Raw genomic sequence first — 25,740 nt, forward strand, 5'->3', positions numbered from 1 at the left:
AAAGAAAGAAGGTTGAACTAATGACAAAAAAATATGATGTTGTTGTGATTGGTGCTGGGCCCGGTGGAATGACTGCCGCACTCTATGCATCACGTGCAAATCTATCGGTTTTAATGATTGATCGTGGGATTTATGGTGGCCAAATGAACAATACGGCTGAAGTTGAAAATTATCCTGGATTTAAATCAATCTTAGGCCCTGATTTAGCAAAAGAAATGTACGAAAGTTCGACACAATTTGGTGCAGAATATGCATACGGTAGTGTAACCGATATTACAATTGAAGGCGATACTAAACTCATCACAACAGATAATGATGTTTTTGAAACAAAAGCTTTAATTATCGCAACTGGATCAGAATACAAAAAATTGGGTGCTGAAGGCGAAGATACCTTTAGTGGCCGAGGTGTATCTTACTGTGCAGTCTGTGATGGTGCTTTCTTCAAAAATCGTGAAGTCATCGTTATCGGTGGCGGTGATTCAGCAATCGAAGAAGGTTCTTATTTATCAAAATTAGCTTCAAAAGTGACGGTAATTCATCGTCGTGACAAATTACGCGCTCAAAAAATCTTACAAGATCGTGCCTTTGCGGATGATAAAATATCTTTTGTTTGGGATACTAATGTCACAGAGATTGTTGGTGACGATCGTAAAGTAACTGGCGTTAAAGTAACGAATAATAAAACAGGTGAAACATCTGAAATTCCTGCTAGTGGTGTCTTCATTTATGTTGGTGTTAAACCAATGACAACAGCATTCACAAAGCTTGGAATTACTGACGATTATGGTTGGATTCCAACTGACGAAAATATGCTAACAAATGTACCAGGTATTTTCGCAGTTGGTGATGTGCGTAAGAAAGAATTGCGTCAAATTACAACTGCAGTTGGTGACGGTGGTATTGCTGGACAACAAACATTTAGTTACCTTGAATCATTAAATGATGCAGAATTAAGTTAAATTATAGAATAAGCCTTTTGAGGCTTATTTTTTTATTTACTTGACTTTATGTGCATGTGAACATTATAATAATCTAATCCGCTTATGAAAAAAATTAAACATATGCGTAAATTTAAGTGAGAAGAGAGTTAGAATGACAAACAAAAAAAGAAACACAATTGGTGCTGTTTTATTAATTGCGACTTTTGCCGCTTTATTAAATCAAACATTGATGATTACAGCATTACCAAAATTAATCACCGTTTTAAATGTTAACCTTGCAACCGCACAATGGTTAACGACGGGTTATGTTTTAATGGTCGGAATTTCGACACCATTATCAGCAATTTTATATGAAAAATATTCAACAAGACAAATATTTGTCGGTATTATGGTTGTCTTTTTAATCGGAAGTATCGTTGCATCAAGTGGCGCTAATTTTTGGGCAATCTTAATTGGTCGCTTAATCCAAGCTGCTGCCGGTGGCGTATTGACTACATTTACGATGATTAGTGTCATTGCAATTAACCCAATTGAACGCCGTGGCGTTGTAATGGGACTTGCTATGCTTGTTATCTCAGCTGCTCCAGCAATTGGACCAACTTTATCAGGTATTATGATTACATTTTTACCATGGAGAGCATTATTTATTTTCATTATTCCAATCATGTTAATTTTATTAATTGTTGGGGTTTGTATTTTACCTAACTATTCAGAAAAGACAGATGTTAAAATTGATTTTAAATCATTCTTCTTATCACTAGTTGGACTTGCTACAATTTTAATTGGTATTTCAATTATTGGAGACCAATTATTAGTTGCACTTGTCCTTATTGTGATTGGTGTTTTAGCATTAATCTATTTTGGCCGTCGTCAATTAGCTTTAAAAGAACCATTTTTAAATATTCGAATTTTCAAAGTACGTTCATTCTCAACTATGATTGCATTAATTATGTTAGTTTTTGGTATTTTAATGGCAACAGAATTAGTTATGCCAATGTTCTTAGAAAATAATCAACATTTATCAGGAATGACTGCTGGATTAATTATGTTACCGGGTGCTGCAATTAATGCTATTATTTCACCTATTGTTGGTAACCTTTATGATCAATACGGTTATAAAAAAATATTTATATTTGGCTTTTTGATGTTGATGATTTCAGTACTACCAATGTTATTCTTAACAATTGAATTTCCTGTTTGGTTATCAGTTGTTACTTACGCTATTCGATTAACAGGGGTTGGTGCTATTATGGCTCCAGCAACAACAGAATCTTTAAAAGATTTAAATCCAATGGAAATAAATCATGCAACAACATTAACGAATACATTAAGACAAGTTAGTGGTTCATTATTTAATACCGTTATTATTGTTATTGCTAGTATTCCTGCATCATTTGTTGTTGGATACAAATATTCAATGATCTTTATCATGGTTGTCTCAATTGTAATTGGACTAGTTGGACTAATCTATTTCAGAAAAACAAGTAAAGCTTAAGGAGTTTTGAGATGCAAAATATGAATGGAAATTCTTTTTACGATACACATGAAGTTGAGAAATTAACAACAATTTACAACAGAATGATTCGATTAAGAATAAATGATACGTTAAAAGGGTTTGAACTTTCTGAGAGTAACTTTTTTTACGTGTTGTTAGTTTGTGAGTCACCTGGCGTTAGTCAGGATGAGCTAATCCAAAATATTTATCGGGATCACAGTGTTGTGACACGTGCTATCTCAAAATTAATTAAAGATGGTTGGCTTGAAAAAAAAATGTCGTCCGCAGATAAACGACGGACTGAACTTTATCCTACAGCAAAAGCGATTAATAATTATCAAGATATTTTTGATAGAATTACAGTCGTTAATGATGAAAGTATATCGGTGCTTAGTGAAGAAGAAATTAAGCAATTTGAGCATATTTTGGAAAAGGTAATTAAATCAGGAATTGAACGTGAGCGACTTGCTGGAAGAAAGATATCAGAATTATTCTGATATCTTTTTTATTATCCTGAATAGTAAGCGCATTTATTGTATAATAGTAATATTATATGAATGGGAGTGATATTTTGACTTGGGAAGATAATTATTTAACTTGGTTAAATGAAGAAACACTAGACGCAACATTAAAAAATCAGATTGTTTCGCTTAAAAATAATCAAGAAGATTTAAAAGAATCTTTTTACCAACCAATGGAATTTGGAACTGCTGGTATGCGTGGCTTGATGGGTCCTGGTATTAACCGGATGAACATCTACACGATTCGTCAAGCAACTGAAGGATTAGCTCGCTTTATGGATACGTTAGATGATGCAACTAAAATGCGCGGTGTCGCAATTAGTTATGATTCGCGTTACCAATCACAAGAATTTGCGATGGAATCAGCTAAAGTTTTAGGCGCACATGGTATTCCAAGCTTTGTTTTTGAAAGCTTACGTCCCACACCAGAATTATCGTTTGCAGTCCGCCATTTAGCTACTTACGCCGGAATTATGATAACGGCTAGCCATAATCCTAAACAATATAATGGCTATAAAATTTATGGTGAAGACGGTGGCCAAATGCCACCTAAAGAATCAGATATGATTACTGGTTTTGTTCGCGAAGCTGATGATTTATTTGCCATTAAAGTAGGTGATGAGACAGTATTAAAAGCTGATAAAACACTCCAAATTATTGGTGAAGAAGTTGACGCTGCGTATCTTGCTGAAGTTAAAAAAGTGACAATTAATCAAAAATTAGTTGATGAAGTTGGTGCTTCAATGAAACTTGTTTTCACACCACTTCATGGAACAGGTAAAATGTTGGGTGAACGTGCTTTGAAACAAGCTGGATTTGAACAATTTAAGATTGTGCCTGAACAAGCTGAAGGTGATCCTGAATTCCCAACAATCAAGTTACCTAACCCAGAAGACGCACCAGCATTTGATTTAGCTATCAAATGGGGTCGACGTGAACATGCTGATTTATTAATCGCTGTTGATCCAGATGCTGATCGTATGGGTGTCGCTGTACGTCAAACTGATGGTGAATATAAATTATTAACAGGTAATCAAATTGCTGCTCTAATGTTCAATTATATTTTAACTGCTAGCGAAGAAGCAGGAACTTTACCCGCTAATGCCGTTGGCGTTAAATCAATTGTATCAAGTGAACTTGCAACTAAGATTGCTGAAGCACATCATGCTAAAATGATTAATGTCTTAACAGGATTCAAATTTATTGCGGAACAAATTCAAAACTATGAAGAAACAAATGAACATACCTTTATGTTTGGTTTTGAAGAAAGTTATGGTTACTTAATTCGTCCTTTCGTTCGTGATAAAGATGCTATCCAAGCATTAGTAATGTTATCTGAAGTAGCTGCTTACTACAAACAATTTGATAAAACATTGTCAGATGGATTAGATGATTTATTTAAAGAATATGGTTATTACGCTGAAAATACTAAAGCGTTAACGTTTGAAGGTATTGAAGGTGTTCAAAAAATCAAAGATTTAATGACAATCTTCCGTGATGACGCACCTAAAGATTTTGCTGGCTATAAAGTCGCTAAATTAGAAGACTTCACAACGGGTATGGCGCAATTAGCTGATGGATCATCTGAAGAAATCGGATTACCAACTGCAAATGCGTTGAAATATATCTTAGAAGATGGTTCTTGGATTGCAATTCGTCCTTCAGGGACTGAACCAAAAATTAAATTCTACGTGGGAACGCAAGCTGAAACTGATGAAAAAGCACAAGCTAAGTGTCTTGCATTTGAAGAAGCAATTATGGCAATTGTCAACGCCTAACTAAAAAAGTAGTGCTAAATTTACATTTAGCACTACTTTTTTTGACCTTAAATGGGTTACAAAATTTATAAGCAAATAAAACAGTATTTTGTAAACAACTTTTTAAGATTTATTATTTTCTTTCAGGGCTGATTAACTTGTTTAGTTTCTATTTATTCATTTTTTTCTTTTTAAAGCGGTGATAAAGGTAGGCGATTCCAAGAAAGTAGATGGAAGCGAGTAGGGACGACACGGGGAGAACGCTAAAGATAGTCGGTGGAACAATCATTGCAAGCAATGGAAAGGCATAAGCGGCTGGAATTTTAACTTTGAAAAGATGGAGTATACAAAAAACGAGAGGCATAGTGATTAAGGCGACAACAACATTGGAATCGATTACCATGCAGGCGAGAACACCGATCGTTGCTGAAAGCGTCAAGGCAGTAACCTGTTTGAACACCATTTTTGCCGGATACATCGGCTTTTGTAGCACCTCGAAAAAAACGACAAGAATCGGTGGAATAGCGGCCATCAAAGGCTTTCCAGCAATCGTCACGAGACCAACCCAAATGAGTGAAGAAACGAGAAATAAAAGCATAGCCTGATAGTTAAGGTTTGTTTTTTTTGCGTAGTTTTGATCGAGTTTACGGCCTTTAACGACAATCATCTCGATGAAAGTGAAAATGATGATGGCAATGATGAATGAATATTTGGACGCATTAACGATGATTGGCAAGAGACCTGTAGCCAATGAAGGCGCCAGTGCCGATCGGGTTACCACTAATAGAAAGACCATGATGGCGATCATTAGGCAGATTTTAATTGTGTAAGAAATCTCAAGTAAATTGATGCCAAAACCGATAATTGCGGTGACAGAAGGCAGCAAAAAAAGATTAAACGAACGATCTAACCAATTGGCTTCGTGGTAAATCCACAGTCCAACTGTTAACGCGGCGATTTCAGGTAAAATAATTTCTGAATCATGTAAAAGTGACGCGGCTTGTACCATGATTAAAATCAAGATAAAACCGGTTAAGTATTCAACGGTTTTATTGGCTAAAAACTTCAAAAAAATGTCCTCCTTAAATATAAAGCATGAAAATAAGCATAACATAAAAAAGTAAGGTAAAGTTGCGCGACGTGTTCCAATTGATGTATCAAGCGTTTGCAATGTGAATCAGTTTATTTTTTTGTTAAAAGTTGATGATACTTGAATTAACTTTTCCATATGTGGTAAGATTGTAAAAATTTATATAAAAAATGAGAGGGAGCTGTTAATTATGGGAATGCATCAATACCTACAAAGTTTAAGTAATTTAGAAACGTTAAAACGAGCACCAGGATATTTTAAATATGAAGATCATTCGGTAGCGGAACATTCATTCAAAGTAACAGAAGCTGCTCAATTTTTAGGTGATGTTGAAGAAAATGCAGGAAATACGATTGATTGGCGCATGTTGTATGAAAAAGCGTTGAATCATGATTATACAGAACGATTCATTGGTGATATTAAAACACCCGTTAAATATGCAACAACAACGCTAAGAGAAATGTTAGCAAATGTTGAGGAATCATTATCTGAGAATTTTATTGTGAACGAAATTCCAGAAGAATTCCAAGATGCCTATCGTCGTAGATTATCAGAAGGTAAGGATGATACTTTAGAAGGTAAAATCTTGTCTGTAGCTGATAAATTAGATTTATTATATGAATCATTTGGCGAAATTCAAAAGGGTAATCCTGAATCAGTTTATACTGAAATTTATCAAGAAAGCTTAAAAACGATTCTTGAATTTTCAGATTTAGCGAGTGTTCAGTATATTCTACAAGAAATTCTTCCAGAATTATTAACGGAAGATTTCACAGATAAAGATAAAATTAAAAAAATAACCTTGGATATTATTAAGAAATAGAGTACACATAGGTTAAGGATTGCGTTGTATGCTAGAATAATGCATACAAGGTAGTCCTTTTTTGCTTAAAGAATAGGGAGAAATTAATGAAAACGGCAATTGTAACAGATAGTGCGTCATATATTGATCCAAAAGTAGCCAAAGATAAAAATATTATTGTTGTACCAATCACGGTTATTTTTGGGCAACAGACTTATTTAGAAGATGTGGAAATCTCTGCTTCAGAATTTTATCAAAGAATGAAAGATACGGATAAGTTACCCACAACGTCACAAGTCACAATGGGACAAATGCAAAGTGTCTTCGATAAATTAATTGAAGAGGGATTTGATGAAGTAATTTCAATTCATCTATCAACAGGTATCACAAGTTTTGTGGATAATTTACGTGCTTATTCAAAAACTGTGGAAGGAATTACGGTATATCCGATTGATTCTAAAGCAGCAAGTTCAGCAGAAGCCTTTCTTGTATTAAAAGCTGCTCAATTAGTGGCGCAAGGTGAGCATGCAGACACGATTGTACCTAAAATAGAAGCAATGCGTGAAACGGTGGGTATTTTCTTTGTTGTGGATAACTTGAGCCATTTACTTAGAACGGGCCGTATGACGAATGGTGCTGCGTTTGTGGGTAACTTATTACAAATTAAACCAATTCTGACCTTTAATCATGAAGGTCAAATTATCCCTTTAACTAAGGAACGGACAAAGAAGCGTGCTTTTCAACGGGTAATGGCAGATTTTTCTGATGCGATTAACTCAGTTGATTATCCAATTCGAGTAAGTATCGTTGATGCGAACAATCCTGAAGAGAGTACAAAATGGGTCTCATTTATTAAAACCAACTATCCTAATATTCCAGTTGAGGTTAGTCATATTGGGCCTGTTATTGGCGTCCATACTGGAGAAAAAACAATGGGTCTTATTTGGGGTCGTGATTATTTAGTTGATTAAGTTATTCTGAAAAAATAAGTGAGATAACGTGCGAAAGTATGTTCGGTATGCTAATATAATTAGTAGAGAATAATCATTTTTAAATGAGCCTGGGTAGGTTATTCCAGGCTTTTTTTAATTTCTAAAAATGATTGTATTGGAGGGGTTAACTTGATTGATAGACATGATGATGGCGTTTTTGACTTAGTTTCAAAGTACGAACCAACTGGAGACCAACCGAATGCGATTAAAACTTTAGTTGATGGATTAAATGATGGTAAAAAAGAACAAGTATTACTGGGTGCAACGGGAACGGGTAAGACGTTTACCATTTCAAATGTGATTAAAGAAGTTAATCGTCCCACATTAGTCCTTGCGCATAATAAAACATTGGCTGGACAATTATATGGTGAATTAAAAGAATTCTTCCCGAATAATGCGGTGGAATATTTTGTGAGTTATTATGATTACTACCAACCAGAAGCTTACGTTCCTTCAAGTGATACGTATATTGAAAAAGATTCCAGTATTAACGATGAAATTGATAAATTACGACATTCTGCAACAAGTTCATTATTAGAACGTAATGATGTGATTGTTGTTGCATCTGTCTCAAGTATCTTTGGATTAGGTGATCCAACAGAATATCGTGATCATGTTATTTCATTGCGTACTGGAATGACAATGGAACGTGATGATTTACTTAGAAAATTAGTCGATATACAATTCGAACGAAATGATATTGATTTTCAACGTGGTCGGTTTAGAGTTCATGGAGATATTGTGGAAATTTTCCCAGCATCTCGTGATCAAAAAGCTGTTCGTATTGAATTTTTTGGCGATGAAATCGATCGTATTCGTGAAGTTGATTCATTAACAGGTGAAGTTATGGGTGAACTTGAACACATGGCTATTTTCCCCGCAACGCATTTCATGACGAATGATGATGTGATGGATCATGCCATTGAAGGTATTGAAGTTGAATTGGCTGATCGATTAAAAGAATTAAAAGATGAAGATAAATTATTAGAAGCCCAACGTATCGATCAACGAACTACTTATGATTTAGAAATGTTACGTGAAATGGGCTATACATCCGGAATTGAAAACTATTCCCGCCATATGGATGGACGTAAACCTGGCGAACCTCCATATACATTAATTGATTTCTTTCCCAAAGATTTCTTGATCGTAGTTGATGAATCTCATGTAACCATGCCTCAAATTCGAGGGATGTACAATGGTGATCGCGCTCGTAAACAAATGTTAGTAGATTACGGATTCCGTTTACCTAGTGCACTGGATAACCGACCATTAACGATTGCGGAATTTGAAGAGCACGTTAATCAAGTCATTTATATGTCTGCAACACCAGGACCTTACGAAATGGAACGGACGTCAGATGTTGTTCAACAAATTATTCGACCAACTGGATTACTAGATCCAATCATTGAAGTTCGTCCAATTATGGGCCAAATTGATGATTTAGTTGGCGAAATTAATTTACGTATTGAACGCAATGAACGTGTCTTTGTCACAACATTAACCAAGAAAATGTCAGAAGATTTAACTGATTATTTGAAAGAGTTGGGGATGAAAGTTGCGTACTTGCATAGTGATATTAAAACGATGGAACGAACGAAAATTATTCGCGATTTACGCTTAGGCACATATGATGTTTTAATTGGAATTAACTTATTACGTGAAGGTATTGATGTTCCTGAAGTGTCATTAGTGACAATTTTAGATGCCGATAAAGAAGGTTTCTTACGTAGTGAACGTTCTCTAGTTCAAACAATTGGTCGTGCAGCTCGTAACGAAAACGGACGAGTGATTATGTATGCTGATAAAGTGACGGATTCAATGAAGGGCGCAATGGAAGAAACGCAACGCCGCCGTGATGTCCAAATGGCATATAATGAGGAACATCATATTACGCCAACTACGATTAAAAAAGCCATTCGTGAGTTAATTACGCCAACAAAAATTGAAGATAATTCAGGAACTGTTAAAACCTTTACCGAAACTGAATTTTTGGATATGGATAAAAAGGAACAACAAGATATGGTTGATCGCTTAGAAGGACAAATGAAAGAAGCAGCTAAAAAATTAGATTTCGAAACAGCTGCATCATTGCGTGATACGGTATTAGAATTAAAAACACAAATGTTATAAATAGGGGGATATTTCTTGAAAAATGATAAAATTGTGATCCATGGTGCGCGTGCGCATAATTTAAAAAATGTGGATGTCACTATCCCAAGAGATAAATTAGTTGTGATTACGGGACTTTCAGGATCAGGGAAAAGCTCATTAGCTTTTGATACACTTTATGCTGAAGGACAACGTCGCTATGTTGAAAGTTTATCAGCATATGCACGTCAATTTTTAGGGCAGATGGATAAGCCAGATGTTGACTCAATTGATGGGTTATCACCTGCTATTTCGATTGACCAAAAAACAACTTCAAAAAACCCACGATCAACAGTTGGGACAGTCACTGAAATTAATGATTATTTAAGATTATTATGGGCTAGAGTTGGACATCCAATTTGTCCAAATGATGGTCATGAAATCACGAGTCAATCCGTTGAACAAATGGTTGACCGTGTTTTAGAGTTAAAAGAGCGTACAAAACTTCAAATTTTATCACCTATTATTCGCAATAAAAAAGGACAACATAAAAAGATATTTGAAACGATCAAACGAGAAGGATTCGTCCGTGTTCGAGTTGATGGCGAGCTTCATGATATTGATGAAGAATTTGATCTTGAAAAAAAGGTCAAACACTCTATTGATATTGTGATTGATCGGATTGTTGTCAAAGAGGGCATTCGCTCACGTTTATTTGATTCATTTGAAGCAGCATTACGTTTATCTTCTGGCTACGCCACTGCAGATATTCTTGATGGTGATACAGATGGTGCAACAATTCAATTTTCCGAACATTATGCATGTCCTATTTGTGGATTTACAGTTGGAGAATTAGAACCACGTTTGTTCTCATTTAATGCACCATTTGGTGCTTGTGAAACTTGTGATGGTTTAGGAATGAAGTTAGAAGTCGATGAAGATTTAGTCGTTCCAGATCCAACTAAAACGCTAGCAGAAGGGGCAATTGAGCCATGGAATCCTATTAGTTCGCAATATTACCCATCGATGTTAGCCCAAGCTGCAGAAGCTTTTGGAATTCCAATGGATGTGCCATTTGAAAAGTTAACAGATGAACAACGTGATATTGTTTTGAATGGCGCTGGAACACGTGAATTTCATTTCCATTACGCTAATGACTTTGGTGGCGTTCGTGATGTAGATGCATTATTTGAAGGGGTTATTACAAATATTAGTCGTCGTCATACGGAGACTAATAGTGACTTTACGCGTGAACAAATGCGTAAATATATGACCAGCTTAACGTGTCAAACATGTCACGGTTACCGCTTGAATCGTAAAGCATTAGCCGTCCAAATTAATGGCCAACATATTGGTAAAATTTCCGCACTTTCAATTGGTGACGGCTTACCTTTCTTTGATAACGTTAACTTGTCAGAAAAAGAATCAATTATTGCAGCACCTATTTTGAAAGAAATTCGTGACCGCTTAACATTCTTACAAAATGTTGGCTTAAATTATCTGACATTATCACGTTCTGCAGGAACACTTTCAGGTGGAGAAGCACAACGGATTCGACTAGCCACGCAAATTGGCTCTAATTTATCGGGTGTTTTATATATTTTAGATGAACCTTCAATCGGGTTGCATCAACGTGATAATGATCGCTTAATTGAATCACTTAAGAAAATGCGTGATTTGGGTAATACTTTAATTGTGGTTGAACATGATGAGGATACCATGATGGCTGCTGATTATTTAATTGATGTTGGTCCTGGTGCTGGTGAATTAGGTGGTGAAATTGTTGCTGCTGGAACGCCCACACAAGTTAAAAAGAGTCGCAAATCATTAACTGGACAATATTTATCAGGAAAGAAATTTATATCATTACCTGATGAACGACGTGCTGGCAATGGTAAGAAGATTCGAATTACCGGCGCAAAAGAGAATAACTTAAAAAATGTAACGGTCGATTTTCCTTTAGGTAAATTCATTTCAGTTACAGGTGTCTCAGGTTCCGGTAAATCAACTTTAGTGAATGGTATTTTGAAAAAGGTATTATCACAAAAGTTAAATCGAAATTCTGAAAAACCAGGTAAATATAAATCAGTTTCTGGTGTTCAAAATATTGAAAGTGTTATTAATATTGATCAAAGTCCAATTGGTCGAACACCGAGAAGTAATCCCGCAACTTATACAGGCGTCTTCGATAATATTCGTGATTTATTTGCGGAAACTAACGAAGCAAAATTACGTGGTTATAAAAAAGGTCGTTTTAGTTTTAATGTCAAAGGTGGACGTTGTGAAGCCTGCAAAGGTGACGGGATTATTAAAATAGAAATGAATTTCCTACCAGATGTCTATGTGCCATGTGAAATTTGTCACGGGGCACGCTATAACTCTGAAACACTTGAAGTGACTTACAAAGGTAAGACAATCTCTGATATTTTAGATTTAAAAGTTGGCGAAGCTTTGAAATTCTTCGAACCAATTCCTAAAATCAGACGTAAACTGCAGACAATTGTTGATGTTGGTTTGGGCTATGTTTCGTTAGGCCAATCGGCAACAACATTATCAGGTGGTGAAGCGCAACGGATGAAGTTAGCTTCTGAATTACATCGTCAATCAAATGGTAAGAGTTTTTATATTCTTGATGAACCAACAACTGGTTTGCATACAGATGACATTAAACGCCTACTTAGCGTTTTAAATCGTTTGGTTGATGCGGGTAACACAGTCTTGGTTATTGAACATAACTTAGATGTGATTAAAACATCTGACTATTTAATTGATTTAGGTCCAGAAGGCGGCGAAGGTGGCGGAACGATTCTTGCGACTGGAACACCAGAAGAAATTGCTGAAGTGCCTGAAAGTTATACGGGACACTATTTAAAACCAATCTTAGAACGTGATCGTGCGAGAATGAATAAATAAATTAAGAAGTCAGATGAAAATCTGGCTTTTTTTTATTCCTTTTTTTTTAAAAAGTGTTAACTTTAAAGAAGACATAAAATAAATTGGAGGAACGGCTGACCATGGGCAATAACTATAAGAGTGTTTTTGATATTATTGGACCTGTTATGATCGGACCATCTAGTTCACATACAGCTGGTGCCGCTAAAATCGGTAAGGTTGGATTTCAATTATTTAATGGGAGAATCACTAAATTAAAAGTTCGCTATTATGAATCATTCGCAAAAACACATCGCGGGCACGGGACTGATTTTGCGACCGTTGCTGGGGTATTAGGCTTTGAACCTGATGATGTCCGTTGCCCACAGTCAATTCAGATTGCGGAAAAAATGGGGATTGAGATTCAGTTTATTGAAGATGCACACCCAAGTCCAATTAACCATCCGAATAGTGTTAAATTAACGATTGAAAATGAGACAAAAAAAATCGAATTAATGGGTTGCTCAATTGGTGGTGGCACAATTGAAATTAGGGCTTTCACTATAAAAAAACAACAATTTTTTCCAAAGGGTAGTTTACCGATACTAGTGTTGGAAGCTAATCCAGTAAATAAAAATAAAATTCAAAAACAAATCGAAAAATCGACAACTATTGTTATGCAAAGTGAATCTGAGTTAATGCCAGAGGATATTATGTATGAATATGATTTATCCAAGAATATTACTGAGACTGATATTAAGCAACTGCGATTATTAACGCACAATCTCATTTATTTAAAATAGGAGGTTCCATCTTGTATAAAAGTATTGCTGAGTTAGTTTCAACTGCTAATAAAGAACACAAATTAGTTTCAGAATTAATGATTGAACAAGAAATGGCGCAATCAAGTGAAACTAGAGACGTTATCATTGAAAAAATGTCTGCTAATCTTGAAGTGATGAAGCAAGCGATTGAAAAGGGATCAAATGGTGAAGGCGTTTCTTCAGCAACGGGATTAACGGGTGGAGATGCGGTCTTACTACGGAAATATCGTGAGAAAGGGCACTCTTTATCTGGGGATGCTAACTTAGAGGCGATGCAATATGCAATTGCGACTAATGAAGTCAATGCTTCGATGGGACTTATTTGTGCGACACCGACTGCAGGTTCATCTGGAACGTTGCCTGGGGTTATTTTCATGATACAAAAACGATTAAATTTATCACATGAAAAGATGTTACAAGCTTTATTTACGTCAAGTGCCTTTGGAATGATCGTGGCAAATAATGCCATGATTGCCGGAGCGACTGGTGGCTGTCAGGCAGAAGTCGGCAGTGCATCAGCAATGGCAGCAGCTGCCGCCGTTGAGGTTACTGGTGGAACGCCGGAACAATGTGCAGAGGCTTTTGCGATGGGACTTAGTAATTTATTGGGACTGGTTTGTGATCCAGTTGCTGGATTAGTTGAAATTCCATGTATCAAGCGAAATGCAATAGGAGCCGTGAATGCTTTAACGGCAGCAGATATGGCACTTGCTGGATTATCTAACAAAGTACCAGCTGATGAAGTTATTATGGCTATGAAAGACATTGGCGAACGTATGCCGAGCTCGCTTAGAGAAACTGGGATTGGTGGATTAGCTAGTACACCAACGGGCCAAGCAATTAAAATGAAAATATTTGGTGAAACGATATAGGGTTGGAAACAACTCTTTTTTTGTGCGCAGATACAAAAGAAACACCAGGTATGTTATAATAATTATAGTAGATTTGGAGGAATGAATATGACAGATACGTTAGAGCTAGTTGTAATTACAGGGATGAGTGGGGCCGGTAAGACGGTCGCAATGCAAAGTTTTGAAGATTTAGGTTATTTTTGTATTGATAACTTACCACCAACTTTATTACCTAAGTTCTGGGAGTTGGTAAAAGAGTCAGGTAAAATTTCAAAAATTGCCCTTGTTATGGATTTAAGATCAAGAGCTTTTTATGATGAAATTATCGAAATGTTATCAGGATTTGATAACACTGAATTTGTAACCACTAAAATTGTCTTTCTTGACGCATCAGATGCAGAATTAGTTTCTCGTTACAAAGAAACAAGACGTGCGCATCCGTTAGCAATGGAAGGCCGTCTGATGGATGGCATTGAAAAAGAACGTGACTTATTAAATGATATTAAAACACAAGCACAATTAGTGATTAATACGACTAATTTGTCACCACGTCAGTTACGTGAAGAGATTTTTCATAATTTTGAAACCAGAGAAACAGCTAATTTTCATGTTGAAGTCTTATCATTCGGATTTAAATATGGCCTACCTATCGATGCAGATATCGTGATGGATGTCCGTTTCTTACCTAACCCACACTATATTCCAGAATTAAAACCACAAACTGGCTTAGATAAGGCAGTTTATGATTATGTGATGAAACAACCAGCTACAGAAGGTTTTTATACCAAATTTGAATCGTTAATTGAGTCAATTTTACCTGGCTACGAAGCTGAAGGTAAAACCAATTTAACGATTGCGATTGGCTGTACTGGTGGACAACATCGCTCAGTTGCTTTAGCTAAAAGATTGAGTGAAGAATTGAAAATTAACTATCCGGTGAACGTTACACACCGTGATATTAATAAAAGTAAAGAATCGGTCAATCGATCATGACGAGAAGTGGACATAGACCTAAGATAGTCGTTATTGGTGGCGGAACAGGGCTACCCGTTATTTTAAAAAGTTTAAGAGATAAAAATGCTGATATCACGGCGATTGTAACGGTTGCTGATGATGGTGGTTCGTCAGGTATTATCAGAGATTACGTGAATGTTGTGCCGCCTGGTGATATTCGTAATGTTATTGCCGCATTATCTGAGTTACCAGAAATATATTTAGATATATTCCAGTATCGGTTTGATACGTCCGATCGATTTTTTGCAGGACATGCGATTGGTAATTTAATTATTGCAGCACTAACTGAAATGAAAAATGGTGTTTTTGCTTCTGTCCAAGAATTATCAGAAATGATGAGAGTTGATGGACATGTCTATCCCGTTGCGGATGAACCGTTAGTATTAAATGCAGAATTTTCTGATGGCACTTTTTTAGCGGGGGAAGCAGAAATAACTGCCGCTAGAAAATCAATTAAGCGTGTTTGGGTAACCTCAAGTGAAAAAAGTGAAACTAGTGTGCCAGAAGCTGTACCAGAAGTTGTTCAAGCTATTCTTGAAGCAGACCAAATTGTCCTTGGACCTGGGAGTTTGTTCACAAGTATTTTGCCTAATTTAGTTATTGGTAATGTGGGTAAGGCACTGTCTGAAACAAAAGCAGAAGTTGTTTATATCTGTAATATTATGACGCAAAAGGGTGAAACAGAACATTTTACTGATGCTGATCATGTGCGTATTTTGAATGGGCACCTAGGTAAATGTTTTGTGAATACAGTGCTTGTGAATACGGCACCGGTTCCTGAAGGTTATATGGATAAAGAAAAATATGATGAGAATTTAATTCAAGTTGAACATGACTTTAATGGATTAAGGGAACAACATTGTCGAGTGATTTCATCTAACTTCTTAAAATTAAAAGATCAAGGTGTCTTCCATGATGGCAATAAAGTCGTTGAAGAATTAATCCGTTTAGTTGGTCGACCAAATCGCGAATTAAGACATAGAAAGACTATTTAGTACAGAGATAAGGTGAAAGAATGTCATATGCAAGTGAAGTGAAAAAAGAATTAACGACCCTCAAAGTCAGAAAAAATAATGCTAAAGCAGAGTTAATGGCGTTAATTAGAATGAATGGGTCTTTGAGTATTATTAATCATCAATTTGTTTTAAATGTTCAGACTGAGAATCCCGCAATTGCGAGACGGATTTATGAACTTTTAAATGAATTTTATGACATTACAAGTGAACTATTAGTTCGTCGTAAAATGAAATTAAAGAAAAATAATATTTATATTGTACGTTTAAAAACAGGTAGTGATTTTGTTTTAAAAGACCTGGATATCATTGAAGATATGCAACTTAAAATGGGTGTACCAATGGATCTGTTGGCCCATGATGATATGATGATGCGTTCATATTTACGTGGGGCATTTTTGGCAGGTGGTTCTGTTAATAATCCTGAAACAAGCCGTTATCATTTGGAAATTTACTCAGTCTATGAAGAACATAATCAAACAATTTGCGAAATGATTAATAAATTTGGATTCAACGCTAGAATGACTGAACGTCGAAGTGGTTATATCGTTTATTTAAAAGAAGCAGAAAAAATTGCTGATTTCTTGTCATTAATTGGCGCAACAACGGCTATGTTGAAGTTTGAAGATATTAGGATTGTCCGCGATATGCGTAATTCAGTTAATCGCATGGTTAATTGCGAAACAGCTAATATGAATAAAGTGGCGGATGCTGCGAATAAACAAATTGCTAATATTGAGTTTATTGCACATTCTGTTGGTTTAGGGCAATTACCTTCTAAATTAAAAGAAGTTGCTGAAACACGTCTGGTTCATCAAGAAGTTAGTTTGAAAGAATTAGGTGATTTAGTACCAGGTGGTCCAATTTCAAAATCTGGGATTAATCATCGGCTACGAAAAATTAACGAATTTGCTGAAAAAGTTCGAATTGGTGAAAAATAAACGAAATTTTAAAGAGGTGAGATAGCATGATAACATTTAAATATGATACGCAACTACTAATAGAAGGTAGTACATTAGACGAGGACCAATTGAACGATAAGATTTTACGTCAATTCAAAGGTGATAGTTTACTTGTTGCGGGAGATTCTGATTTAATGAAACTGCATTTCCATACGAATGCGCCGTGGGAAATATTAGAATATTGTGCTGGACTTGGAGAAATCTTTGATGTTGTTGTTGAAGATATGGTCAGACAATCTAAAGGATTAAAAGGTTAACCAAATAAAATACGCATATAACTGATAGCTTTTATCTTAGCTATTAATTATATGCGTATTTTTTATTTATCTAAATATGATTTTAAGGTAGCTAGATCAATTGATTCATCAAAAATATGGTCGTCAACGATAACGGTTGGTACAAATTGAATATTTGCGTCGTTAGCTTCAGCGATAATTGAGTTAATGTAAGTTTTATCAGAAACGTCAGTTAAACTAAAGGTCTTTTCCATATAGGCAGCAACCTCATCCAGTGTTAAGTCTTTCCACGTATCTTGCGTTTTAAATAATTCAGTTATTAAATCGTAAGATTTTTGCGGATTATCTAAAGGAAGATAATGATGAGCAACATTACCACGTTGTAAGGATTCTTTTTCTTTATCAAAAAGTTTGATGACACGTTTTACACGTCCGTTTGCAACATAAGAATCTAAAGTCTCTTTAGATTTTTCGAACCATTCTTTTGAGTAGGGGCAACGTAGGTTAATAAACTCAATAATTGTTTTTGGCGCGTCAGAGTTACCAATCACAAGTCCAAAGTCCCGATTTACTTTTGAAGCATCAATAATTGAAATATCCATTTTTATCAGTCCAGTCTTCATTTATTAGCGTCAGTATAGCATAAGACGGGTTCATCTGAATAATTATCCGCTCAAAAAAAGGACACTAACAAAAGTTAACTTGTTAGTGTCCTTAAACGTTAAAGCTTATTTAAGCCCTTTTTTGTTAGTCATAATTTTATCAATCAAACCGTATTCTTTTGCTTGATCAGCAGTCATAAAGTTATCACGATCTGTATCTTTATCGATAACTTTAATATCTTGACCAGTTGCATCAGCTAAAATTTGGTTAATCAATGTTCTTGTTTTCAAGATATGTGCAGCAGCAATTTCAATTTCTGTTGCTTGACCTTGAGCGCCACCAAGTGGTTGGTGAATCATAATTTCTGAGTTAGGTAATGCAAAACGTTTACCCTTTGTACCAGCAGTTGCCAATACACTGGCCATTGAAGCAGCCATACCCATAACGATTGTTTGAACATCAGCATTGATGAAGTTCATTGTATCGTAGATAGCTAAACCGGCTGAAACAGAACCACCGGGTGAGTTAATGTAAATTGAAATATCTTTTTCTGAGTCTTGAGCGTCTAAGAAAAGTAATTGAGCGATAATAGCATTTGCCATATCATCATTAACTTCACCAGATAACATAATGATTCTGTCTTTTAAAAGACGAGAGTAGATATCATAGGCACGTTCGCCACCGGCAGATTGTTCGATAACTGTAGGAACCATATTCATAGTTAGAAACCTCCGAATTTATTATTATTTACTTTTTTTATATTAGCATTTGAACTAATGTAATGCTAGTTTAAACCCTTGGTCAAAAAAGGTCAAATAAAATAAACTAAATTTATTCTTTAGTTTCTTTTAAAATAATCGCATCTGATGACCTTGTTTTTGAACCATAGAGTAGGTTCCCTGATAAATGACGAACCAAGTAGCCAGAATAAGATACTGAAAGGGCTACAGGTGGTTTAATAGGTGTTACAGAATGTTGCGTTGAAACAAAAGCGATTGGTGATTTATCTGTTACTTTTTTCTTAACCTTACGAGGTTTTTGTTTTTTAGGTGCCGAAACCTTAGGGGACACAGGTTCTGCATTTTTTCTGGGATCCATTGGATTCACAGGAGCTACACGAGAATCTTCACTATCGCTTCGCGGTGTTGCTTTAATTTGTTTGGGTACATACATGGATAAAATGAACAAGTTAGCTACGATTGAGGCTAAGGAAATTCTAGTTAGGCGGGATGTTCTAAACTTTTTATGCATTAGTGATATCCTCCTGACTATCTGTTCGAATAGCCACAACCATATTAGCAAATATCTCCCAATCAGAAGCTAATGGTGGACTATTCCAGATTAGGTAGCGACTGGGGACATCTGCCATCAAGAAGTCAGAAAGGTAAATATCGGTTTGATCTGTTAATTTGTAGTTAACTTCCAAATTAAAGAAGGGCATTGAATCAAGATTTTTGTGAATTAAATCATTGTAGTTACTCCCTTTTGAAAAATCAATTGTTATATGCACCGGTTTTGAAACGGTTGGTAAATCAATATAACGAATGAATAAGAAAAGATATTCTGATTTTAAACGGGCCATGTTAATGTTTTTTTCTTTGAAAATATCCGGTACATTCGTTGTTAAGTTAGTTATCAATTGGTCAACGAAGATATAAAACCAACTATAATTTTCTTTTAAAATAGTATTATCTACGGCAACTTGCCAACTAAAATCAATTTGGGCACTATGGTAACTAGAAAAATGAATACGAGATAATTCGTCAAATAATGTCATATAACTTTGTTCACTTAATGTGATATCAAAGAACTTTTGTAAGTCTTTAATAACAAAATTATTGAGTGATTCAATTTGTGAAAAGAAAGATGAGTTATTAAATGTAACGTCAACAATGTCTTCCATATAAAGGAAATTTAGAACAAATACTGTTTCAATTGATAACTGTTCATCCGTAAGTCCATTAATACCTGGATTTTCTTGAAGACAGTCTTGAATATTGGACATGATTGAGTCTGAATTAGCAAAATTAACATCAGCAAAACGATTAGTATCATTTCGATTAGAAGCTAAACTTTGTATGAGAACAGCTGAAAAATACTTTAGTTTCAATAATTGTATTTGTGTGAGATCAAGATTTAAGCTAGAAATTAATTGGTTAGAAAATAAACTAGAATTACGATCAACTTCTTCATTAAATGGGAAGTTGTAGTTCTTATAGACAGCTAAATAAAGGTTATAAAAAAATAAGCGAATATTTTCTTCAGGACCTACTAATTGGAAGTTTTTAGTGATTTTAAAGCCTAATTTTTGTAACATATCATCTAAAAATTTCTTGGTCCGATAACCAGTTGCTTCACTTAAAAATAACGATTCGGTGAAGGATTCTATACTAAAATTAGGGTTAGTAAATAGCGCATTCAGCATCAAAAATTGAGGTGACTGCTTAGCGTATAGAAGTAATAGGTGATCGATGGAATCTAAGCCATTTTTTTGTAGACTTACTTTGTTATTGCTAACTTTTAATAAATAGTAATCGTCTAATCCTTCAGTGACAAGATCTTCTTCTAAAGACTTGATAGTTGTTGCTGTATAATATTTTGACCATTTAAAATGTTTTTGGATGTCTGTTTGCGAAGCAGATTGGTCATAAGTATTCTCAAGATAAGAAAATAATTCTAACTTACGAATATCATCTTTGTTAAATATAAAGTCCATTTATCGCGATTCCTCCTCATTAAAGAGTATGTACTATCCATTATAGGGGAATTGCCAACGGTTTGCATATAAATCTAGAATCAATAATTATCATATTTTTAAAAAAATTGACAAAAGTGGTGATATAAAATAACATGTCATTAATATATGTATTCAAATTATAGAAATAACAGAAGAGTAATTTTTTTAGACAGGGAGAGGGAAATCTTTATGAATAAAATAGTATTAAGCGCCTTTGTAACACTATTAGGTCTCTATATGACTGCATCTGAGGCAACGATTCAAGCGGCGAAAACTAATCGTGGTAGTGCGCAATCCGATTTGTCTATGGATTTTCAATCTGGAGCAACAACAGTCGATTTTGCTTCTTCCCTTAGTTTCAATACAACTAAAATTGATTCGAATGATAAAAAAAGTTATGCCAAAGCGCAAGATATGGCAACAGGGGCAAGCACACCCAATTACGTTCAAGTTTCAAATTTTAGCGGAACTGAAAATGGTTGGGTGCTTGAAGCTAAACAGAGTCGCCAATTTGAATCTGAAGAGACGCATAAATCGTTAACGGGTGCCTATCTTAGTTTTAGTAATGGTGAACTTGTTTCCATTTCTGCGGATAAAAAACCTGGATTTTATAAGAAAAATTTTGATTTGTCTGTAGGAGCTAATAAAGTAGTCGTTGCCGCAAAAGGTGATGAAGGATACGGCACTTGGGTTTACCGTTTTGGGAATGAGGCAACTAAAGGAAATAGTATCGCTTTGAATATTCCCCGTGAGGCAACTAAGATGACAGATGTCTATCGTAGTGAAATTACATGGTCATTAAATGATGTGCCATCAAATGAATAATAATGAAATGATAACCACAAAATTTATTAAAAGATTCGGCTATTTATTTTTATTCAGTATTTTATTTTTATTCGGAGTGGACATTAAGCAGGTTAATGCCAGCCAAGTTGACTTTTCTGTTCAACCTATGATATCTGACTATCAATTAGATAAGAAAAAAACTTATTTTGATTTAAAAGCAGCACCAGGAACTAAAACACAGCTGAAAATTAAGGTAGCTAATCTTATTGATAAATCACTAACGTTTGAAGTCCTCATTAAGGATGCAACAACAAACTATAATGGGGTTGTGGAGTACGCGGAATCACAAAGTAAAGTATTGGCACAACAGCCGTTCTCAGTGGTAAAAGCAGTTAGAGCTCGTCAGAATCGTATAACTGTTCCTGCAAAAAGTGAAAAAATAGTTACTTTGGATGTTGCGTTACCCAATACGACTTTTGCAGGTGTCGTTGCGGGAGGTATATCGGTGATTGAAGACAATGATGCTCAGTCTCAAACAAAGTCAGAACGAGCGGTTATTGATAATCGTTATTTATATACGACTGCGGTAATATTCCATGGAGAACAACCTGTAACTAGCGCACAAGTAAAATTAAAAACGGTTGATATCACACAAATTAATGCACGTAATGTGATTGCTGCGAGATTTGAAAATCAGAGCGCTATGTTTTTAAATAAAGTTCAAATAAATACACAAGTCAGACGGTTAGGTAGTTCAAAAGTATTATATCGAGCAAGTAATAAGGACATGCAAATTGCCCCAACCAGTGCGGTTACCTTTCCAATTCCATTAGCTGCTGGTGAATTACTCAAAAGTGGTACCTACGAACTTAGTGCAGAGATGACTTCTAAAAATCAGGCATGGCATTTTAAACAGAAATTTACGGTAAGTGGATCAAAAGCAAGAATATTGAATGAGAAGGATGTTACAATCGATCAAACAAATTACTGGATCTATTGGATATTACTCTTGTTCGTACTGATAATCGTTAATGTTTTTGTTATATTATGGATTAATCGAAGATTAAAAAGAAAGTATCAACAAAAAATTAAATAATTTAAATGAAAAAGTTATTAATTAAGGGATATTATCTTTTAATTAATAACTTTTTTATTTTCAAATATTTTTAAAAAGGTAAAAAATGTGATTTAACATTGTGCACCATTGAAGATACAATATGTACATAATAATTGTAGATGTAGTATGTACATATTGTATCTTCACTTTACTAAAAGTTAATGGGAATTGTTAGAAAAATAGGGGATGACAATGACTTAACGATATGATAGTAAGACCAAATAAATAAGATAATTAAGCATTAGAGAGGGATAAAAGATGAGGAAACATAACAGTAGAACAAAAGAATGGATTTCAGCAACACTTATAACAAGTGCTGTTTTTGCAGGATTATTTGCTGGGGGGGCCAGTCACAGGGAACCTAGTGTATTTGCTCAAACTGATGAGAGCAGTATGTCAAGTGAGTCATCAGATAACGCCACAAGTGAATCAGGAAAAAAGGCGATATCAAGTGATTCTCTAAAAACTAAATCAATCACAATAAAAAAAAGTGAATCAAAAACAAAAGCTAAACCGTCAGCAAAAGCTAAACTAAGTACTAGAGCAGCTGGGTATGTTGGACCAGCAAATGATGTATTTCCTGATGATTACTGGGATACAACAAAAGATTATTCAGCGGAGTCAGCAACGGCATTTGTTTCACAGTCGGGTTCACAGAATAAACCTGGCGAACCTGTATTATATTTTGGAAATAATTATTTTCCTTTTCAAATGAATGAGTTATTAAATAATGATCCCGTCAGTGGTCTTAATAAGTCTGGTTGGGCCTACATGTTTGATACTGGAATAAATCCTGTTCCAAGGAAATCTTATGGAATTATTATTAATAATAGTGTCCCAGGTAATCGTGGATACGGGTTGGTATCATCCTTTTCATCAATTCCTTATACAATTGAATCTGCAGTTAAAGGTAAGGATATCACTGGATATCAACTTTTTAAAAATAAAACAGGTACTGGATTTAAGGCAATTATGTATGATACAAAGTATAAATTAAGTTATACATTTGAGGAAGTTTATGATGCTAGTGGCGGTGTTTATAGCTATTTTAGTATTACTAACAATGACACAACGGCTCGTGCAGTTGGAGCTATTGAGGGCGTCGATACATTCGTTGATGAGGATGCTGTTACCATTGAAAGCTTAGGCCCGGATGAAGGATTCAAAATGGTTGGGTCAGCACATAGTTTAAATTTCAAATTAAATGATCCAAGAAATAATACCAAATTAGGTGGATGGACGAATTACACAGGCGGAGATGAACCAAATGTTATGAATACTGGTTATTTAAATAATTATTTCAATGGTGGTGCACTTGGAACTGGAATGGAAAAATCACCACATAATAAAATTATTGCCGTTTCAAATATTAAGAATCCAGATAACCCATTTAAAGGCGATAGTGGGTTCATAATAAAAGCTAATCCGAAAACTTTGGAACCAGGAGGAACACTCGTAACGGGTTCTTATCAAACTTATAAGGAAGCTGTTGCACCTGTTGCAAGTGTAAAAGAACAAACGATTAATGCTTATGCAAGTCAAACTAATAGGCCTAAAGTTTTAGGAACGGTTTTAGATAAGGATGGCAGTAAAGGTTATATTCAAATTACCTATCCAGATGGGTCAACGTCAGGAACAACAGAGAATGTGTACGACACAGGTAAGGTAGATACTAGTGCTGATTATAGTGCAAACATTGACACTTCTAAATTAAAATTAGGTTCAAATAAGATAATAGTGACAGCTGTTGACGATAGTGAAGTAGAACAGTTAAAACCTGTTACGGTAACAGTCAATCTTTATAAATTAGGTGCAACTGCTATCCCACAAACAATCAAAGTTGGCGATACGGTTAAGACAGGCGAAACGGACTTAATTAAGAATTTAACAATTATTAATCAACCAACAGTTAATGCACATACCTTAAAAATGGATACAACAAATCCATCAGGTAAGCCACTTGATAATAAAACAGCAGGATTTTACATTCAAGATATGCTTTTAACAGATACTGCAGTTAAACCAAATGAAATCGCAAAAGTAGCTGTACCCGTTACCGTAACTGATAGTGATACTGCATTTGACAAAACTTCTGCTCTTTATGCCAAGGGATTTGAATTAAAAACAGCGGATATTCAAAACTTATCAACTGGTGATTTAGATACATTAATCTTGAATAATAGTAAAGCTAGAGGCTGGCTGATAGCGACGGGTGCCGAATCTAAAGTTAGTGTTAAGTCAACAGAACTTAAACCAACTTCAGGTGATGGTTTTTATAAAGCAGTTATCCAAAATTCTGATGGTCAAACAAAAGAAATTGTGATTACTGTCTCAGGTGGATTAAAAATTACATCAGCACCTACTGCAACTGACTATGGTTCTTCCAGTGGCGTGATATTACCTTACAGTGGAGAAAATTTTGATCTCCAACGTAGTGATTCTAGTACCAATAGCAGTGTGAATATTTCTAATGCAGGTAAACAAGCTTGGACATTAACTGCTCGACTTACAAAAGGTTTGACAGATAGTGCTAATGATAAGTTAACTGGTGTTTTGGAGTATGTAAATTCAGCTAATGGTGTACAAGATATAGAATCAAGTAGTGCAGAAGTTGGTTCAGGACAGTCTGAGGCAACTCAAGAAGTCCGTTGGGATAAGGATAAAGGAATTGTCGCTCAACTTAACGGAGGTAATACATCACTTAAAGCTGGAGCCTATACAGGGGAAATAACATGGACACTAGAGAATACACCTTAATGTTATAGTTTCTAATTTAATCTTAAATGATTTGAATATTTTTAGCAGTTTAATTATGAACTAAATAACAATCCCAAATAATAGTAAATCCATATCAATACTGCTAAGTATTGATATGGATTTTTTTAATAAAAATTAATGATAACTAAATTTTATTCGTATTTTAGTGGCTTAATAATTTTCGTTTTATGATGAGATAAAACTTATGAATAATTATTATTTGTTTAATTTTCAAATATTTTTAAAAAAATAAAAAATTTGATTTAACATCGTACACCAT

The 25,740-nt window shown here is 35.0% G+C and carries 22 protein-coding genes; 17 read left to right on the forward strand and 5 right to left on the reverse strand.

Annotation, left to right across the window (positions count from 1 at the left end; all coding sequences use genetic code 11):
- The first annotated feature begins 20 nt into the window (after positions 1-20).
- The 4 genes from trxB to AC1RPU_RS04700 all read left to right on the forward strand — a co-directional run bounded on the left by trxB (position 21) and on the right by AC1RPU_RS04700 (position 4,735).
- Positions 21-959 (forward strand): thioredoxin-disulfide reductase, encoded by a 939-nt coding sequence (trxB, locus tag AC1RPU_RS04685; protein WP_481761487.1) that lies wholly within the window; start codon positions 21-23, stop codon positions 957-959.
- Between the two features lie 133 nt (positions 960-1,092).
- Complete coding sequence (locus tag AC1RPU_RS04690) at positions 1,093-2,436, forward strand: DHA2 family efflux MFS transporter permease subunit (protein WP_481761486.1); 1,344 nt, start codon at positions 1,093-1,095, stop codon at positions 2,434-2,436.
- Between the two features lie 11 nt (positions 2,437-2,447).
- Positions 2,448-2,933 carry a MarR family winged helix-turn-helix transcriptional regulator gene (locus AC1RPU_RS04695; protein ID WP_481761485.1) on the forward strand — a complete coding sequence of 162 codons (486 nt, stop codon included), beginning with the start codon at positions 2,448-2,450 and terminating at the stop codon, positions 2,931-2,933.
- A 74-nt stretch (positions 2,934-3,007) separates the two neighbouring features.
- On the forward strand, positions 3,008-4,735 hold the full coding sequence (locus AC1RPU_RS04700; RefSeq protein ID WP_481761626.1) for a phospho-sugar mutase: 1,728 nt from the start codon (positions 3,008-3,010) through the stop codon (positions 4,733-4,735).
- Positions 4,736-4,883: 148 nt separating this feature from the next.
- Here AC1RPU_RS04700 and AC1RPU_RS04705 read toward each other — a convergent pair whose 3' ends face one another.
- Positions 4,884-5,783 (reverse strand): hypothetical protein, encoded by a 900-nt coding sequence (locus AC1RPU_RS04705; RefSeq protein WP_481761483.1) that lies wholly within the window; start codon positions 5,781-5,783, stop codon positions 4,884-4,886.
- A gap of 211 nt (positions 5,784-5,994) precedes the next feature.
- On the opposite strand from AC1RPU_RS04705, the gene AC1RPU_RS04710 reads away from it, so the two are divergent.
- From AC1RPU_RS04710 to AC1RPU_RS04755, 10 genes are all read left to right on the forward strand, one after another.
- Positions 5,995-6,627 (forward strand): YfbR-like 5'-deoxynucleotidase, encoded by a 633-nt coding sequence (locus AC1RPU_RS04710; protein ID WP_409022185.1) that lies wholly within the window; start codon positions 5,995-5,997, stop codon positions 6,625-6,627.
- 86 nt (positions 6,628-6,713) lie between these two features.
- On the forward strand, positions 6,714-7,577 hold the full coding sequence (locus AC1RPU_RS04715; protein ID WP_481761482.1) for a DegV family protein: 864 nt from the start codon (positions 6,714-6,716) through the stop codon (positions 7,575-7,577).
- A 150-nt stretch (positions 7,578-7,727) separates the two neighbouring features.
- Positions 7,728-9,731, forward strand: a complete 2,004-nt coding sequence (gene uvrB / locus AC1RPU_RS04720; RefSeq protein ID WP_481761481.1) for an excinuclease ABC subunit UvrB — start codon at positions 7,728-7,730, stop codon at positions 9,729-9,731.
- 15 nt (positions 9,732-9,746) lie between these two features.
- Positions 9,747-12,602 (forward strand): excinuclease ABC subunit UvrA, encoded by a 2,856-nt coding sequence (uvrA, locus tag AC1RPU_RS04725; RefSeq protein WP_481761480.1) that lies wholly within the window; start codon positions 9,747-9,749, stop codon positions 12,600-12,602.
- Between the two features lie 101 nt (positions 12,603-12,703).
- On the forward strand, positions 12,704-13,363 hold the full coding sequence (locus AC1RPU_RS04730) for a serine dehydratase beta chain (RefSeq protein WP_481761479.1): 660 nt from the start codon (positions 12,704-12,706) through the stop codon (positions 13,361-13,363).
- Between the two features lie 11 nt (positions 13,364-13,374).
- Positions 13,375-14,256 carry an L-serine ammonia-lyase, iron-sulfur-dependent, subunit alpha gene (gene sdaAA, locus AC1RPU_RS04735; RefSeq protein WP_481761478.1) on the forward strand — a complete coding sequence of 294 codons (882 nt, stop codon included), beginning with the start codon at positions 13,375-13,377 and terminating at the stop codon, positions 14,254-14,256.
- Positions 14,257-14,343: 87 nt separating this feature from the next.
- Positions 14,344-15,228 carry an RNase adapter RapZ gene (gene rapZ / locus AC1RPU_RS04740; protein ID WP_481761477.1) on the forward strand — a complete coding sequence of 295 codons (885 nt, stop codon included), beginning with the start codon at positions 14,344-14,346 and terminating at the stop codon, positions 15,226-15,228.
- Positions 15,225-16,244: a gluconeogenesis factor YvcK family protein gene (locus AC1RPU_RS04745; protein WP_409022192.1), complete on the forward strand. Its 1,020-nt coding sequence runs from the start codon at positions 15,225-15,227 to the stop codon at positions 16,242-16,244. The genes rapZ and AC1RPU_RS04745 overlap by 4 nt, the downstream gene beginning before the upstream one ends.
- 20 nt (positions 16,245-16,264) lie before the next feature.
- Positions 16,265-17,203 carry a DNA-binding protein WhiA gene (whiA, locus tag AC1RPU_RS04750; protein WP_409022193.1) on the forward strand — a complete coding sequence of 313 codons (939 nt, stop codon included), beginning with the start codon at positions 16,265-16,267 and terminating at the stop codon, positions 17,201-17,203.
- Positions 17,204-17,229: 26 nt separating this feature from the next.
- Complete coding sequence (locus AC1RPU_RS04755; RefSeq protein WP_481761476.1) at positions 17,230-17,481, forward strand: kinase to dihydroxyacetone kinase; 252 nt, start codon at positions 17,230-17,232, stop codon at positions 17,479-17,481.
- Between the two features lie 62 nt (positions 17,482-17,543).
- Here the strand turns inward: AC1RPU_RS04755 and AC1RPU_RS04760 are convergent, their stop codons facing one another.
- The 4 genes from AC1RPU_RS04760 to AC1RPU_RS04775 form a co-directional block, all read right to left on the reverse strand.
- Positions 17,544-18,062, reverse strand: coding sequence for a DsbA family protein (locus tag AC1RPU_RS04760; protein WP_481761625.1), 519 nt, complete (start codon positions 18,060-18,062; stop codon positions 17,544-17,546).
- 126 nt (positions 18,063-18,188) lie between these two features.
- A complete protein-coding gene (gene clpP, locus AC1RPU_RS04765) occupies positions 18,189-18,782 on the reverse strand; it encodes an ATP-dependent Clp endopeptidase proteolytic subunit ClpP (RefSeq protein WP_409022195.1) in 594 nt (197 codons plus the stop codon).
- A gap of 112 nt (positions 18,783-18,894) precedes the next feature.
- The gene (locus tag AC1RPU_RS04770; protein ID WP_409022196.1) at positions 18,895-19,314 is read right to left on the reverse strand and encodes a hypothetical protein; all 420 of its coding nucleotides are present in this window, start codon (positions 19,312-19,314) and stop codon (positions 18,895-18,897) included.
- Positions 19,307-20,779 carry a helix-turn-helix domain-containing protein gene (locus AC1RPU_RS04775; RefSeq protein WP_481761475.1) on the reverse strand — a complete coding sequence of 491 codons (1,473 nt, stop codon included), beginning with the start codon at positions 20,777-20,779 and terminating at the stop codon, positions 19,307-19,309. Before AC1RPU_RS04775 ends, AC1RPU_RS04770 begins: the two co-directional genes overlap by 8 nt.
- A gap of 210 nt (positions 20,780-20,989) precedes the next feature.
- Here AC1RPU_RS04775 and AC1RPU_RS04780 point away from each other — a divergent pair, with 210 nt between their 5' ends.
- From AC1RPU_RS04780 to AC1RPU_RS04790, 3 genes are all read left to right on the forward strand, one after another.
- Complete coding sequence (locus AC1RPU_RS04780; protein WP_481761474.1) at positions 20,990-21,625, forward strand: WxL domain-containing protein; 636 nt, start codon at positions 20,990-20,992, stop codon at positions 21,623-21,625.
- 76 nt (positions 21,626-21,701) lie between these two features.
- On the forward strand, positions 21,702-22,682 hold the full coding sequence (locus tag AC1RPU_RS04785; protein WP_481763206.1) for a WxLIP family cell surface protein: 981 nt from the start codon (positions 21,702-21,704) through the stop codon (positions 22,680-22,682).
- Between the two features lie 279 nt (positions 22,683-22,961).
- On the forward strand, positions 22,962-25,460 hold the full coding sequence (locus tag AC1RPU_RS04790) for a hypothetical protein (RefSeq protein WP_481761471.1): 2,499 nt from the start codon (positions 22,962-22,964) through the stop codon (positions 25,458-25,460).
- Positions 25,461-25,740: the final 280 nt, after the last annotated feature.

The organism is Dellaglioa sp. CoH-55-MRSF-7, assembly GCF_056782235.1.